Source organism: Actinoplanes sp. NPDC023801, assembly GCF_040639655.1.
GTDB lineage: Bacteria > Actinomycetota > Actinomycetes > Mycobacteriales > Micromonosporaceae > Actinoplanes.
In genome coordinates, this window is sequence record NZ_JBFAAI010000043.1 from 14,704 (window position 1) to 29,883 (window position 15,180).

12 protein-coding genes are annotated in these 15,180 nt (G+C 68.3%); 2 read left to right on the forward strand and 10 right to left on the reverse strand.

Annotated features, from left to right (window positions below; all coding sequences use genetic code 11):
- Nucleotides 1–29: 29 nt before the first annotated feature.
- Both AB0G04_RS41260 and AB0G04_RS41265 read right to left on the reverse strand, forming a co-directional pair.
- A complete protein-coding gene (locus AB0G04_RS41260) occupies nt 30–1,655 on the reverse strand; it encodes an ATP-binding protein (RefSeq protein ID WP_360995231.1) in 1,626 nt (541 codons plus the stop codon).
- Nucleotides 1,656–1,726: 71 nt separating this feature from the next.
- Nucleotides 1,727–2,155, reverse strand: a complete 429-nt coding sequence (locus tag AB0G04_RS41265; RefSeq protein WP_360995233.1) for a response regulator — start codon at nt 2,153–2,155, stop codon at nt 1,727–1,729.
- A gap of 163 nt (nt 2,156–2,318) precedes the next feature.
- Here AB0G04_RS41265 and AB0G04_RS41270 point away from each other — a divergent pair, with 163 nt between their 5' ends.
- Entirely contained in the window at nt 2,319–4,388 is a 2,070-nt protein-coding gene (locus tag AB0G04_RS41270) for a glycoside hydrolase family 3 protein (protein ID WP_360995236.1), read from the forward strand.
- 110 nt (nt 4,389–4,498) lie between these two features.
- Here AB0G04_RS41270 and AB0G04_RS41275 read toward each other — a convergent pair whose 3' ends face one another.
- On the reverse strand, nt 4,499–5,626 hold the full coding sequence (locus tag AB0G04_RS41275) for an endo-1,4-beta-xylanase (RefSeq protein WP_360995238.1): 1,128 nt from the start codon (nt 5,624–5,626) through the stop codon (nt 4,499–4,501).
- 538 nt (nt 5,627–6,164) lie between these two features.
- Here AB0G04_RS41275 and AB0G04_RS41280 point away from each other — a divergent pair.
- Nucleotides 6,165–6,500 (forward strand): gamma-glutamylcyclotransferase family protein, encoded by a 336-nt coding sequence (locus AB0G04_RS41280; protein WP_360995241.1) that lies wholly within the window; start codon nt 6,165–6,167, stop codon nt 6,498–6,500.
- Between the two features lie 143 nt (nt 6,501–6,643).
- Here the strand turns inward: AB0G04_RS41280 and AB0G04_RS41285 are convergent, their stop codons facing one another.
- The 7 genes from AB0G04_RS41285 to AB0G04_RS41315 all read right to left on the reverse strand — a co-directional run bounded on the left by AB0G04_RS41285 (nt 6,644) and on the right by AB0G04_RS41315 (nt 15,174).
- Complete coding sequence (locus AB0G04_RS41285; protein WP_360995366.1) at nt 6,644–7,993, reverse strand: aspartate aminotransferase family protein; 1,350 nt, start codon at nt 7,991–7,993, stop codon at nt 6,644–6,646.
- A gap of 192 nt (nt 7,994–8,185) precedes the next feature.
- A complete protein-coding gene (locus AB0G04_RS41290; protein ID WP_360995244.1) occupies nt 8,186–8,989 on the reverse strand; it encodes an ABC transporter permease in 804 nt (267 codons plus the stop codon).
- On the reverse strand, nt 8,986–9,849 hold the full coding sequence (locus AB0G04_RS41295; RefSeq protein WP_360995247.1) for an ABC transporter permease: 864 nt from the start codon (nt 9,847–9,849) through the stop codon (nt 8,986–8,988). The genes AB0G04_RS41290 and AB0G04_RS41295 overlap by 4 nt, the downstream gene beginning before the upstream one ends.
- A 3-nt stretch (nt 9,850–9,852) precedes the next feature.
- Entirely contained in the window at nt 9,853–11,061 is a 1,209-nt protein-coding gene (locus AB0G04_RS41300; protein WP_360995250.1) for a spermidine/putrescine ABC transporter substrate-binding protein, read from the reverse strand.
- Nucleotides 11,062–11,102: 41 nt separating this feature from the next.
- The gene (locus tag AB0G04_RS41305; protein WP_360995253.1) at nt 11,103–12,227 is read right to left on the reverse strand and encodes an ABC transporter ATP-binding protein; all 1,125 of its coding nucleotides are present in this window, start codon (nt 12,225–12,227) and stop codon (nt 11,103–11,105) included.
- Nucleotides 12,228–12,230: 3 nt separating this feature from the next.
- Nucleotides 12,231–13,682 carry a gamma-aminobutyraldehyde dehydrogenase gene (locus AB0G04_RS41310; RefSeq protein WP_360995256.1) on the reverse strand — a complete coding sequence of 484 codons (1,452 nt, stop codon included), beginning with the start codon at nt 13,680–13,682 and terminating at the stop codon, nt 12,231–12,233.
- Nucleotides 13,683–13,836: 154 nt separating this feature from the next.
- Entirely contained in the window at nt 13,837–15,174 is a 1,338-nt protein-coding gene (locus AB0G04_RS41315) for an aspartate aminotransferase family protein (RefSeq protein ID WP_360995259.1), read from the reverse strand.
- Between the last annotated feature and the right edge of the window lie 6 nt (nt 15,175–15,180).

Here is a 15,180-nt window from a genome sequence, read left to right on the forward strand (position 1 = left end):
CGAGACAGCGGTTTTGCACAGCCGGGGGTTCAGGGGCCGGCGAGCGGGAGGCGGACGCAGACGATGGTGCCGGTCGGCCGGTTGTCGGTGAGCCTGATCGTCCCGCCGTGCAGCAGGACGATGGCGCGGGCCAGGCTCAGACCCAGCCCGCTGCCACTGCTGCCCTGATGGCGCACGTTGCTGCCGCGGAAGAACCGGTCGAACACCCGGGCCTGTTCCCCGGCCGGGGTGCCGATGCCGCTGTCGGCGATGCACAGTTCCGCCATCGGGTCGTCGGCGTGCAGCGTGATGTGGATCGGCGCCCCCGGCGGGCTGTAGCGGACCGCGTTGGAGAGCAGATCGTCGATGACCTGCCGCAACCGGGCCTCGTCGCCGGGCAGGTGCAGTGCGGACGGCAGCTCGGTGGCCAGGGTCAGCCGGTCGCCGCTGTGCCGCAGGCAGGTCACCGCGTCGGCGACCAGCGCTGCCAGGTCGACGTCACGTACGTCCAGCCCGAGATGCCCGGAGTCGAGGCCGGCCAGGTCGAGCAGGCTGTCGGCGATCCTCTGCAGCACGGCCGCGTTGCGGGCGATGACCTGGGCCATCTGCCGCATGTCCGGGTCGAGGCCGGCCGCCTCCTCGGCGAGCAGCGTGGCGTTCGCCGTGATCGAGGTGAGTGGGGTACGCAACTCGTGCCCCACCAGATCGACGAAGTCTCCCTGGGCGCGGGCGAGTTGGCGGGACAGTTCCTCGGCCCGCCGCTGGGCGACGAAGACACCGATCTGCCCGGCCACCCCGTGGAGCAGGACGGTGAGCAGGTCGGGCTCGTACTCCTGGGTGCCGGCGTAGCAGGTCAGCACGCCGAGCAGGGCGTGGCCGTCGCGGACCGGCACGGACAGCGCGGTGCGCACCCCGCGGCGCAGGCAGATCTGCACGCGTTCACGCTCGTGTGCGGTCCGCAGGTCGGCGCTGACCCTGATGTCGGGGATCCAGAGCGGCCGGCCGCTCTCCCAGACCCGGCCGGTGATGCCCTGCCCGCGTACCGGGGTGTGCCCGAAGAAGCCATCCGGGTCGAGACCGGCCGAATCCCAGTACCCGGCCGACTGGAGCAGGCCGGTGGCCTCGTCGATGAGGAAGAGTTCCGCCGACGGCCAGCCGAGCGTGGTGGTGACCGCACGCAGCACGCCGGGAGTGGCCTGAGCGATCGTGGACGACTTCATCAGCGCGTGCTGAACGGCGAGATGGCAGTTGCGGAACCGTTCGACCCGGCGCAGCGCGGTGACATCGTGGGCGACGGCGACCGCCCCGAGCGGCCGCCCGTCCGGGTGGCGGATGCACTGGGCGCTGGTGTCGAAGATGCGTACCCGCTGGCCGGGGCGGCGGAGCAGCACGTCCTCGGAGACCACGTGCTCGCCGTGCAGCGCCCGCAGCAGCGGACTTTCGGCGGGGGTCATCGGACGCATGTCGGGGGTGGTCAGGTGACGGTAGGCGATGTCCTGGAAGTCGGGGGGGAGCGGTCCGTCCGGCTCGATGCCGGCGGCCTCGCGCATGGACCGGTTGGCGAAGACCACCCGCCCGTGGCTGTCACAGGCGACCACCCCCGCGTCCATGCTCTGCAGCAGGGCTACGAGGAAGGCGCCGTTGTGCAGAGCGGACGCCTCGTCCAGCACCACCATGACCCGCCCGATTCTCCCGACCGAGGCCCGTGGCCACGGGCTTTCCGAGGCCCTACCCAATTCCTAACTTTTCATACCGAGACGGACATGTCTGCGGGACAGCGGCTGTCCGCGCCGTCGTGATCGTGGAGTCCGATGGCGATCAGTTCGTCCATGGTCGCGAGGAGGCGGTCGTTCGGGCACGGCTTGAGCATGATGGCGCAGACGCGGGCCGAGCCGGCTCGCGGATCCCCCGGCCGCAGGTGACCGCTGAGCACGGCGACCGGGATGCGTCGCACGTCATCGTCCGGATGGCCCCGGATCGCCTCGATCAACTCCCACCCGTCCATCACCGGCATGCCGAGATCGGTGAGCACGATGTCCGGCCGGTGCTCGACGATCGCCTCGAACGCTGCCCGTCCGTCCGATGCGCGCAGCACGGTCATTCCGGTTCGCTTGAACACCCTGGCGAGTACCAGAGCGATGTCCTCGTCGTCCTCAGCGATCAGCAATACGGCCATGTCAGCTCCGTCGGAAGTCCGTTCGTCAAGCATGCGCCAGCCCGGTACGGGCCGGGGCGGATATGTCGGTACCCGCAACACCCGCGTTGTTCTTCCGGGAGGCGTTCCTCGCATCGAGGATCGTTTCGGGAGCGCTCCCATACCGAGATCCCGAGGAGGACGATTGCGACCACACTCTCGGCTCGTGGCTCTGGGCGCGGTGGCGGCCCTCACCGCGACCCTCGCCTCAGTACCCGCGGCGGCTACGAAAACGATCAGCCCGGCGTACCTGGACGCCCGGCAACCGGTCGAACGCCGGGTCGCCGACCTGCTGTCCCGGATGAGCCTGGCCGACAAGATCGGGCAGATGACCCAGGCAGAACGTGCCCAGGTGGCGGCCAACCCCGGCCGGGTCACCGCGTGGCGACTCGGTTCCGTGCTGTCCGGTGGCGGGTCGGTTCCGGCGCCGAACACCCCGCAGGCCTGGGTCGACATGGTCAACGACCTGCAGCGCGCCGCACTGGACACACCGCTGCGGATCCCGCTCCTCTACGGCATCGACGCCGTCCACGGGCACGGCAACGTGCACGGCGCCACGGTGTTCCCGCACAACGTGGGCCTCGGCTCCACCCGCGACCCCCGGCTCGTCGATGCGGTCTACCGGGCCACCGCCGCGGAGATGCGGGCCACCGGCATCCCGTGGGACTTCGCGCCGTGCGTCTGCGTCTCCCGGGACGAACGATGGGGCCGCACCTACGAGAGCTTCAGCGAGAACCCGGGCCTCGTCACCCGGCTGGGCGCAAGCGCGGTCGACGGGCTCGAGCAGGGCGGAGTCGTCGCCACCGTCAAGCACTTCGGCGGCGACGGCGACACCGAGCACGGCACCGGTGACAGTGACTACGCCATCGACCAAGGCGTCACGGTAACGAGCCGGCCCGACCTCGCCCGGATCAACCTCGTCCCGTACGCCGCCGCCGTCAGCGAGCACGGCGTCCAGAGCGTCATGCCGTCGTTCTCCAGCGTCGACCGGACCGAGGACGGCGTCGGCAACCCGGTCAAGGTGCATGCCGACCGGGACCTCATCACCGGCACCCTCAAGGGCGAGATGGGCTTCGACGGCTTCGTGATCAGCGACTGGGAGGCCATCCACCAGCTCCCGTCGACCGAACCCGCCGACACCGCGGAACCCACCGCCGGCCAGGTCCGCGCCGGGGTCCTCGCCGGCGTCGACATGTTCATGGAGCCGAGCACCGCGCCGCAGTTCCAGGAGCATCTGCGGGCCGAGGTCGAGGCCGGGCGGGTGCCGGTCAGCCGGATCGACGACGCGGTCCGGCGGATACTGCGGGTGAAGTTCCGGATCGGGCTCTTCGAGAACCCGTACGCCACCCTCGGCGAAGTCGGCACCCCGGCCCACCGCGCCTTGGCCCGCGAGGCCGTCGCCGCGTCGCAGGTGCTTCTCAAGAACAGTGACCGGCTGCTGCCGCTGCGGCCCGGCGCGAAGATCTACGTGGCCGGGCGCAGCGCCGACGACATCGGCAACCAGGCGGGCGGCTGGACCATCGACTGGCAGGGCCGCAACGGCGACGTCATCCCCGGCACCACCGTTCTGGACGGCATCCGGGAGGTCGCCCCGTCCACGGCCGTCACCTTCAGCGCCGACGCCTCCGCACCGATCGGCGCATCCGACGTCGGCGTGGTCGTGGTAGGCGAGACGCCGTACGCCGAAGGGTTCGGTGATGTGGGGAGCGGTGTCTGGACGCAGGGCACCGAGGAGCAGAAGGAGCCCAAGCTGCTCACCCTGCAACCCGGCGACCGGGCCGTCGTCGACAAGGTCTGCGACGCCGTCGCGAAGTGCGTGGTGCTGATCGTCTCCGGGCGCCCGCAGGTGATCACCGACCAGCTCGGCAAGATCGACGCCCTGGTCGCGTCCTGGCTGCCCGGCAGCGAGGGGGCCGGAGTCGCGGATGTGCTCTTCGGCAGAGTGCCGTTCACCGGCCGGCTGTCGTTCTCCTGGCCGCGTTCGGTCTCGCAGGTCCCGGTCAACATCGGGGACACGACCTATCAACCCCTCTTCCCGTACGGGTGGGGCCTGCGCACCGCAGCGACCCCCGACGTGCGTGACGCCGCCGCCGCACGCGCCGAGGCCGGGCGGGCTCCCGGCGGCTGGCAGCAGATGTTCGCCGACGCCCAGCTGGCCGAGGAGTCGGGGGACGCCGCCCGGGCGTCCACGCTGCGCCAGCAGATCGCCGGCTGACGCCGCACCCGAACCCGTCCGACCGGACGCGGCCCAGCACATCCGGCCGGCGCTCACCGCTGTCTCGCGAAGCATGAGACAGCGGTGCGCGCCAGCCGGGGTTCGGTGTGTCAGCGGGCGTCGGCGAGGGTCTGGCGCAGGGTGAAGTAGGCCGGCTTACGGCGGAAGTCGTCGTCCATCACGGTTGCGGCGCCCTCGGCCGGGAAGAACACCGGCACCCAGGAGTACTTGTCGGTGAAGCCCCAGATGGTGAACGAGTTGCAGTCGTCGACGGCGAGACAGGCGTCCAGGACCGTCTTGTAGTACTGCGCCTGGGTGGCCAGCTGCTCCGCCGTCGGCACACCACCGGCCGGCAGGTCCATGCGCACGTCAAGTTCGGTGATCGCGGTGTGCAACCCGAGGTCGTCGAAGCGCTGGAGCACCTCGCGCAGCTGGTCGGGGGCGCCGTACCGCATGCTGAGGTGCGCCTGGGAGGCGAAGCCGTGCACCGGCACCCGGTCGGCGAGCAGCTGCTCGGCCAGCGCCTCGTAGGCGTCGACCTTGGCGCCCGGCCACTCGACGCCGTAGTCGTTGAGGAACAGCTGCGCCCGCGGGTCCGCCTGGTGCGCCCAGCGGAAGGCGTCGGCGACGATCCCCGGCCCGAGCTCCCGGATGAAGATGTTCTCCTGCCGGTACTCCCCGTTCTCGTTGAAGATCTCGTTGGCGACGTCCCACTGGTGGATCTGGCCCCGGTAGCGGCCGACCACGGTGAAGATGTGCTGCTTGAGGATCGACCGCAGCTCGGCCTTGGTGAACGTGCCCTCGGCCAGCCACTCCGGGTTCTGGCTGTGCCAGAGCAGCGTGTGCCCGCGGACCACCTGACCGTGCTGGCGCGCGAACCGGACGATCGCGTCCGCCGGGCCGAAGTTGTAGCGGTGGCGCTCCGGGTGGATGAACTCCCACTTCATCTGGTTCTCCGGCGAGGCGGAGTTGAATTCACGGGCCAGGACCTTGCGGTACGGGCGGTCGTAGGTGAACGGATCCGGGTAGGCCTGCTCGAGGTGGTGGCCGCCGCCGGCAACGGCCGTGCCGATCTTCAGGTCGCGTGGTGCCGCCTGACGCAGCGTCTTGACGTGGCTGCCGTGCCCGGCGGCTGCCGGCGCCGTCGTGGCCGCGGGTACGGCCCGCACCGGCTGGGCGCCGACGGTGAGAAGCGACGACGCGGCGAGGACGGCCACGGCGACGCGGGTTGCCTTCATCAAAGGTCACTCCGGGGGTGTCGAAATGGGAACGAGCGTGGGGAGGAGCGCGGTCAGCAACCCGTACGCTAAGCCCCGATAATTGACCGCGTCAATACGCTGAAGATGACGCCGCCGACCGCCGATCCCGCAGTCCGCCGCCCATGAGCGCTGGTGAGAGGCTTGCCAGCCCGAGACTCATCGATCCGTGCACATCGGTGACACCAATTCTCGAATCGAGAATAGACGCCTCCGCAATTCGAACCCAGGAGCAGCATTCATTGCAATTCCGAGTGACGTATTTCGCCCATTACCCGGCCGGGCTGTCCATCCAGGACAGGCGATCGACCTGCACGGATGCGCCTCGCACGCCACCCCGGAGCAATGCTCGGAAGTTTCGGTGATTTGATGCTGCGAGGTTCCAGAGAAGCGGCAGCGCAGGCGGGCCCTAATCGCTCTGGGAGGCATTTCTCCGTCGGCCAAGTTACGAAATGGTTCCGGAAGTTCTCGGACTGGGACGGGTACGCCGGAGCGAGGCCGAGGCAGATAAGGTTCGATCATGCCTCTGCTGTTCTCCTACGGGACCCTCCGTGATCCAGCCGTGCAGACGAGCACGTTCGGGCGCCGGCTCGACGGGCGTGACGACCGGATCGTCGGCTTCCGGCTCGAGCAGGTGGAGATCACCGACCGGGACGTGCTGGCGGTCAGCGGTGAGCGGTTCCACCCGATCCTCGTCCCGACCGGTGATCCCGGTGACGTGGTGGCCGGGTCAGCGCTCGAGGTGAACGAGGCGGACCTGCTGCGCGCCGACGACTACGAGGTCGACGACTACCACCGCATCGAGGCACCGCTCGCCTCCGGCGGCACCGCCTGGGTGTACGTGGCCCACGCATGACAAAGAGGTCCGGCTGTCGCGCGCCGCTGTCTCAAGAGCCCCGAGACAACGGCGCACCACAGCCGGACCTCCACAGCTGGACACCACCGCTGTCTTACGAGCCTTGAGACAACGGTGGTGTCCAGCCAGGTTTCGGCGGACCGTCAGAGGCGGTTCTGGGCCTCGGTGAGCACCGTCCGCAGGATCTGCTCGATCTCGGCGAACTGGGTCTCCGTGGCGGTCAGCGGCGGCGCCAGCTGGATGACCGGGTCACCACGGTCGTCGGCGCGGCAGTACAGCCCGGCCTCGAACAGCGCCTGCGAGAGGAAGCCGCGGAGAAGGCGCTCGGACTCCTCGGCGTCGAACGTCTCCTTGGTCGACTTGTCCTTGACCATCTCGATGCCGAAGAAGTAGCCGTCACCGCGGACGTCGCCGACGATCGGCAGGTCGAGGAGCTTCTCGAGGTACGAGCGGAACAGCGGGCTGTTCTCCCGGACGTGCCGGTTGAGACCCTCGCGTTCCATGATGTCGAGGTTCGCCAGCGCGACCGCGGCGCCGACCGGGTGCCCGCCGTAGGTGATGCCGTGGGCGAACCAGTTGGTGCCGGTGAGGAACGGCTCGGCCAGACGCTCGGAGGCGATCATCGCGCCGAGCGGCACGTATCCCGACGTGAGGCCCTTGGCGACGGTGATGATGTCAGGCTGGTAGCCGTACCGGTCGGCGCCGAAGTACTCGCCGAGCCGGCCGAACGCGCAGATCACCTCGTCGGAGACGAGCAGCACGTCGTAGCGGTCGCAGATCTCGCGGACCCGCTGGAAGTAGCCGGGCGGCGGCGGGAAACAGCCGCCGGCGTTCTGCACCGGCTCCAGATAGACGGCCGCGACGGTGTCCGGGCCCTCGAACTCGATCATCTCGGCGATGCGGTCGGCGGCCCAGATCCCGAACTGCTCGGGCGTCATGTTCTCGTCGGGGCGGCGGTAGTAGTTGGTGTTCGGCACGCGCATCGTCGACGGGACCAGCGGCTCGAAGTCCTGCTTGAACGGGGGGATGCCGGTGATCGACAGGGCGCCCATCGAGCTGCCGTGATACGCCACCGCCCGCGAGATGACCTTGGTCTTGAGCGGCTTGCCGGTGCGCTTGAAGAAGGAGCGGGCCAGCTTCCACGCCGACTCGACGGCCTCGGAGCCGCCGGTGGTGAAGAAGACCCGGTTCAGGTCGCCGGGCGCCAGGTCGGCGAGGCGGGCGGCCAGCTCGATGGCCTTGGGGTGGGCGTAGGACCAGATCGGGAAGTACGCCAGCTCGGCGGCCTGCTTGGCGGCGGCGTCGGCGAGTTCCTGCCGGCCGTGGCCGGTCTGCACGACGAAGAGGGCGGAGAGGCCGTCGAGGTAGCGGCGTCCGGCGGAGTCCCAGACGTAGCAGCCGTCTCCGCGGGTGATCACCGGGACCGGGCTGTTCTGGTATGCGGAGAGCCGGGTGAAGTGCATCCAGAGGTGGTCACGGGCGGTGTTGGACAGGGCGTCCACGTCAGCGGGCGATCGGTCTGTCACGGGTATCTCTCCCACTAGTTCCAGAGGTTGATCCGATACTGCCCACGGATTCCGTCGCACACAAGAGTTGTGAGTGCTCTTTCCGCAGTTTTTACCGGACTTGAGAGAATGCGAAACGGCCCGGCGGTTCGCACCGCCGGGCCGTTTCACCGGGATTCGTTACGCCGCGACCTTCTTCTTCGACCGGGAGCGGATGTTGGACGCCACCGCAATCAGCACGCCGGCCGCGAAGATCATCGTCCCCATCACGTTGACCTGCGGCGGCAGGCCGACCCGGGTCGCACCCCAGATCCACATCGGGAACGTCTCGGTCGTACCGCCGGTGAAGTTGGTGATCACGAAATCGTCGATCGAGAGGGCGAACGCGAGCATCACACCGGAGAAGATCGCCGGCAGGAGGATCGGGAAGATCACCTTCCAGAACGTGGTCCAGCCGCTCGCCCCGAGGTCGGCCGCGGCCTCCTCGAGGGACCGGTCCAATGTGACCACCCGGGCCCGGACCACGATCGCCACGAACGACACCGAGAACATCACGTGCGCGATCGTGATGGTCACCGGGCCGGGGCTGACCCCGAGCGAGACGAACATGCTGAGTAGGGACGAGCCCATCACCAGCTCGGGAGACGAGATCGCCGCGAACATCAGCAGGTTGAGCCCGCCCGCCCCGCGGAACCGCCAGCGGCCCAGGGCGTACCCGATGCCGGTGCCCAGCGCACCGGCGATCAGGGCGGTCATCACCGCGATGACCAGCGACATCACCAGCGCGTCGGTGAGTGCCTCGAGGGCGAACACGTCCCGGTACCACTTGAACGTGAAGCCTTGCCAGGTCTGGTTGTACCGGCCGCTCGGGTTGTTGAACCCGAAGAGGATCATCACCGAGATCGGCAGGACGAGCCAGGCGATCAGCACCCAGGTGTAGATGTGCATCAACCGCGCGCCGCCGATGCGGAACCGGCCCGTCATCGCGCCGCCACCTTCATGACGTCCTCGGTACCGAGGGCCCGCGCGTACGCGAAGATGCCCACCAGCAGCACCGCCATCAGCGTGAACGACAGCGCCGACGCCGACGGGTAGTCGGAGTTGGACAGGAACTTCGACTGGATGACCTGCCCGATCATGGTGGTCTCGGAGCTGCCCAGCAGCTCCGAGTTGACGTAGTCGGAGCTGGCCGGCACGAAGGTCATCAGCACACCGGCGAAGACACCGGGCAGTGCCAGCGGGAAGATGACCTTCGTGAACGAGGAGACCGGGGAGGCGTACAGATCCCGCGCCGCCTCGACCACGCGCGGGTCGATGCGCTCCAGTGCCACGTAGATCGGCAGCACCATGAACGGCAGGAAGCTGTACACCAGCCCGGCGATCACCGCGGTGGCGGTGCCGAGCACCTGGAAGTCGGCCGGGAGCACCCCGGCCTCCTTCAGCGGGTGCAGCAGCACGCCGTCGTCCGTGAGGAGCATCCGCCACGAGATGGTGCGCAGGACGAACGACACGAAGAACGGCAGCAGGATCAGGAACAGATAGGTCGCCTTCCGCTTGCCCCCGTAGAAGGCGATCCAGTACGCGACCGGGAATGCCAGCACGATCAACACGAACGACGTGACGGCGCCGTACACCAGCGAACGGATCAACTGGGTCTGGTAATCCGCGAGCGACTCGACGTAGTTCTGCCAGTGGCCCGTGAAGACGAACCCGTTGACCACGTCACCCTCTTGCAGGGACAGCGACACCATCGTCGCCATCGGCACCGCGAAGAAGACCACGAGCCACAACCCGCCCGGAAGGACGAGAAGATAGGGCGCGAGTGTACGTTTCACCCGGTCCATCGATCACCCCAGCACGATCGGTTGGAACACCCGCTCGAAGTCGTTCTTCTCCTCAGCGGTGTTGAAGTTGACGTAGTAGTGCAGCCGCTTGTACTCGGCGTCGCCCGGGAAGACCAGCGGGCTGTCGGCGACCGAGAGCAGGAACTGCTTGTCCTCACCGGTGGCCGCGGCCGCGTGCTTCTTCATCTGCGCCTGGGCGGCGGGGACGGGGCACACGTAGTTGATGTACTCGGCCAGCGTGGTGGCGTTCTCCAGGTCGTACAGGAAGTCCATCAGCGTGATGGCGTCGACCGGGTTCTGCGCGGTGATCGGGATGGCCATGTTGTCGGTCCAGATCGTGCCGCCCTCGGACGGGATCACGAACTTGAAGTTCGTGCCGTCGGAGACGTTCTTCTGGAAGATGTCACCCGACCAGGCTTGGGTGATCCAGACCTCACCCTTGCCGAGCGCGTCGACGTAGCCCTGGTCGTAGTAGTTGCGGACGATGCCGGCGTCCTTCTGCTCCTTGAGCTTGGCCGCCGCCGTCTTCCACGCGTTCTCGTCCGACTTGGACGGGTCGAGGCCGGCCGCGAGCAGACCGAAGTTGCCGAGCTCCTGCAGGTCGCGGAACATGCCGACCTTGCCCTTGTACTTCGGGTTCCACAGGTCGGCGAGGCTGGTGACCGGTTCCTTGATCTTGGACGGGTCGTAGGCGATACCGGTGATGCCGGACGCGTACGGGATGCTGAAGACGTTGCCCGGGTCGTACGAGGAGGCGGCGTACGACTTGGCCGCGTTGGCGGCGTAGTTGGGCAGCTTCGAGTGGTCCAGCGGCGCCAGGAAGCCCGAGTCACGGAACTGACCGAACTGGATCGAGTTGGTGATGACCATCAGGTCGTAACCGATCGACTGTCCGGCGGACAGCTGCGGCTGCACCTTGGCGAACCACGGGCCCATCTCCTGGATGACCTCGTCGTACTTCACCTTGATGCCGGTCTTCTGGGTGAACTTCTTCAGTTCGGGCTGCTTCGGGTCCATGTAGAGCGGCCAGTTGGCGAAGTTCAGCTGACCCTTCTGGGTCTTGCCGCCCCAGAACTTGGCGACGGCGTCGGGGGCAATGCTGGCCTGCGGCTTGCCCTTGCCCTCCACGCCACAGGCGGCGAGGAACGCGCCCATCGCCGACAATCCGCCGAGGCGCAACGCCTCACGGCGGCCGAACCGCGACTGCGTCATTCCTCGCAGGAGGGAAGGGCTCGGCTTATCGGTGGGGAACATCAGACTCCGATCGGGTACGAGTGCTGCGGGGCCCAAGTGAGGAAGACGCGCTCACCGCGAGACGCGACGTCCTCTGCATCGTGAGCATTCTGATCGAACACCACGAAGTCGGTTCCAGCGGAGGTCGCCACTGTGTAATTCGTCGATGTCCCGTGGTACACGACCTCGGAGACCACACCGGAGAGGAGACTGCCGCTGACGTCGGCGGGGACCGTCCGGTGCAGATCGATCTTCTCGGGGCGGATGGAGACCTCGATGTCCCGGCCCACCGCGACACCGGCCGGAACCGGCACCACGATCCGCTCGCCCGGACCCTTGTCGAGCACCGCGAAACCCTGATCGGACCAGCTGACCCGGCCGTCGATGATGTTGGAGGTGCCGATGAAACCGGCGACGAACCGGGACGCCGGGCGCTCGTAGATGTCGCGGGGCGAGCCGAGCTGCTCGATCAGGCCGCCGTTCATCACCGCGATCCGGTCCGACATGGTGAGCGCCTCACCCTGGTCGTGGGTCACGTAGACGAATGTGATCCCGACCTCGCGCTGGATCCGCTTGAGCTCGATCTGCATCTGCTGGCGCAGCTTGAGGTCGAGCGCGCCGAGCGGCTCGTCGAGCAGCAACGCCCGCGGGTGGTTGACCAGTGCCCGGGCCAGCGCGACCCGCTGCTGCTGACCGCCGGACATCTCCTTGGGCTGCCGCCGCTCCATGCCGGTCAGCGAGACGATCTCGAGCATCTCGCCGACCCGCCGCTTGATCTCCGCCTTGGCGACCTTGCGGCGCTCCAGGCCGAAGGCCACGTTCTGCTGCACGGTCAGATGCGGGAAGAGGGCGTACGACTGGAAGACCATGTTGACGTCGCGCTTGTTCGGCGCGACCCCGGTCACGTCCTTGCCGTCGAGGAACACCTTGCCCGCGGTCGGCTCCTCGAAGCCGGCGATCATCCGCATCGTGGTCGTCTTGCCGCAGCCGGACGGCCCGAGCAGCGAGAAGAACTCCCCCTGTCCGATCGCCAGGTCCAGGCTCTTGACGGCGGGCACCGCCTCACCGTGCGACAGGTAGTCCTTGCGCACGCCGGCGAACTCGATCGCCGGATGTGCGGCCGGCGTGGAGGGAGGAGTGGTCATCTATCACCTCTGGGCGGGGGTGTCGTTGAAGCTCATCACGTGCTTGATACGGGTGTATTCCTCGAACCCGTACATCGAGAGATCCTTGCCGTAACCGGAGTGACCGTATCCGCCGTGCGGCATCTCGGAGACGAAGGGCAGGTGCGTGTTGATCCACACGGCGCCGAAATCCAGACGGCGGGACACCCGCATGGCCCGGCCGTGGTTCTGGGTCCAGATGCTGGCGCTCAGCCCGAACCGGACGTCGTTGGCGAACCGGACGGCCTCGTCCTCGCCGGTGAAGGTCTGCACCGTGACGACCGGGCCGAAGATCTCGTCCTGGATCATCTCGTCCTGCTGGCGCAGACCGGCCACGACGGTCGGCGCGAAGAAGTAACCGCGGTCGCCCACGCGGTGCCCGCCCGCCACCACCTCGGCATGGTCCGGGGTGCGGTTCAGGAAGCCGGCGACCCGGTCCAGCTGGTTCACGTTGTTGACCGGGCCGAAGTAGGCGTCGGTGTCGCTCGGCGCGCCGACCTTCGTGCCTCTGGCGGCCTCGGCCAGCGCCGCGGTGAAGTCGGCCGCGATCCGTTCGTGCACCAGCACGCGGGTGGCGGCGGTGCAGTCCTGGCCGGCGTTGAAGTAACCGGCGCCGGCGATCGCGGCGGCCGTGGCGGCGATGTCGACGTCGTCGAAGACCACGACCGGCGCCTTGCCGCCGAGCTCAAGGTGGACCCGCTTGAGGTCGGGTGCGGCGGCCGCGGCGACCTCCATGCCGGCCCGCGTCGAGCCGGTGATCGAGACGAACTGCGGGGTCGGGTGGGTGACCAGGGCGCGGCCGGTGTCCCGGTCGCCGCAGACCACGTTGAGCACGCCCGGCGGCAGGAACTCGTTCGCGATCTCGGCCAGGAGCAGGGTGCTGACCGGGGTGGTGTCCGAGGGCTTCAGCACGACCGCGTTGCCGGCCGCGATCGCCGGGGCGAACTTCCACACACCCATCACCATCGGATAGTTCCACGGGGTGATCTGTGCGCAGACGCCGATCGGCTCACGGCGTACGAAAGAAGTGTGGTCGCGCAGGTACTCCCCCGCCGACTTGCCCTCCAGAATGCGCGCCGCCCCGGCGAAGAACCGCAGCTCGTCCAGGAGCGGGCCCATTTCCTCCTGGCGGGTCGCCTCCACCGGCTTGCCGGTGTTGCGCACCTCGGCCGCGATGATCTCCTCGGCCCGCGCCTCGACGGCGTCGGCGATCCGCAGCAGCGCGCGCTGGCGCTCGGCCGGGGTGCTGTCCCGCCAGACCTCGAAACCCTCGGCAGCCGCGGCCACTGCCTTCTCGACGTCCCGCGCCGACGAGACCGGCGCCGCTGCGTAGGCCTCCCCGGTGCTGGGGTCGATCACCGCGGACGTGAGCCCGTCCTCGGTGTCGGTATAGGACCCGGCGACGAAGTTGCGCAGCACGGGAACAGGGGTGCTCACAGCAGTTTTGGCCTTCCGGTCAAGGGCGATCTCACCCGGACTGGAGGGACCCTGTCACACAGGCGAGCGCGCTAGCAAGGGAATCCGAAGTAATTTCCAAAGCTGAAACGGAATCAGAAGATCCGACCCCGTTTCAGCTACGCAATCCGACGTTTTAGGCGCTGTATTCGTCGGCCACGGTGAGGGCCTCGTCGATGATGGCCAGTCCTTCGCGGAGCTCTTCCGCGGTGATCGTGCACGGCGGCACGACGTGGAGCCGGTTGAAGTGGACGAAGGGCCAGAGGCCCCGTTCCTTGCAGGCCGCGGCGACCGCGTTCATCGGCGCGGCGGCGGGTCCGGCGGCGTTGAACGGTACCAGAGGTGCCCTGGTGTCCTTGTTCGTGACCAGTTCGATCGCCCAGAACACTCCCAGGCCACGCACGTCGCCGACGCTGGGGTGCCTGTCGCGCATCGCGGCGAGTGACGGACCGATGATGTCGTCGCCGAGTGCGCGGGCGTGCTCGACGATCCCCTCCTCCTTGAAGATCTGCATGCTGGCCACCGCGGACGCACAGGCCAGCGGGTGCCCGGAGTAGGTGAGGCCACCCGGGAAGGGGCGCTCCCGGAACGTCTCGGCGATCGCGTCGGAGATCACCACACCGCCCAGCGGCAGATAGCCCGAGTTGACGCCCTTGGCGAAGGTGATCAGGTCGGGGGCGACGCCCCACCGGTCGATCGCGAACCACTCGCCGCACCGGCCGAAACCGGCCATCACCTCGTCGGCGATGAACACGATGCCGAACTCGTCGCAGATCTGGCGCACCCCGGCCAGGTAGCCGGGCGGCGGCACCAGGATGCCGTTCGTACCGACCACGGTCTCGAGCAGGATCGCGGCGATCGTGGCCGGGCCCTCGAACACGACCGTGTCCCGCAGATGCTGGAGAGCCCGCTGGGTCTCCTGCTCGGGGCTGTCGGAGTAGAACGGCGACCGATAGGGGTACGGGCCCCAGAAGTGCACGACCCCGATCGCCACCGGCTCGTTCGGCCAGCGCCGCGGGTCGCCGGTGGCCGTGATCGCGGTGGCCGTCGACCCGTGGTAGCTGCGATAGGTGGAGAGCACCTTCTGCCGGCCGGTGTGCAGACGCGCCATCCGGATCGCGTTCTCGTTCGCCTCGGCGCCGCCGTTGGTGAAGAACACCTTGTTCAGGTCGGCCGGCGCGATCTCGGCGATCATCCGCGCCGCCTCGCCGCGCTTGTCGTTGGCGAAGGCCGGCTGAATGGTGCAGAGCTTGGCCGCCTGCTCCTGGATCGCCGCGACGAGCCTCGGATGCTGATGCCCGATGTTCATGTTGACGAGCTGGGACGAGAAGTCCAGATACCGGCGGCCCGAGTAGTCCCAGAAGTGGGACCCCTCGGCCCTCTCGACCGGCAGCGGGTCGATCAGGCCCTGCGCCGACCAGGAATGGAACACGTGGGTGCGGTCGTCCGCGCGCACCTGCGATTCGTTGCTCACGTCAAG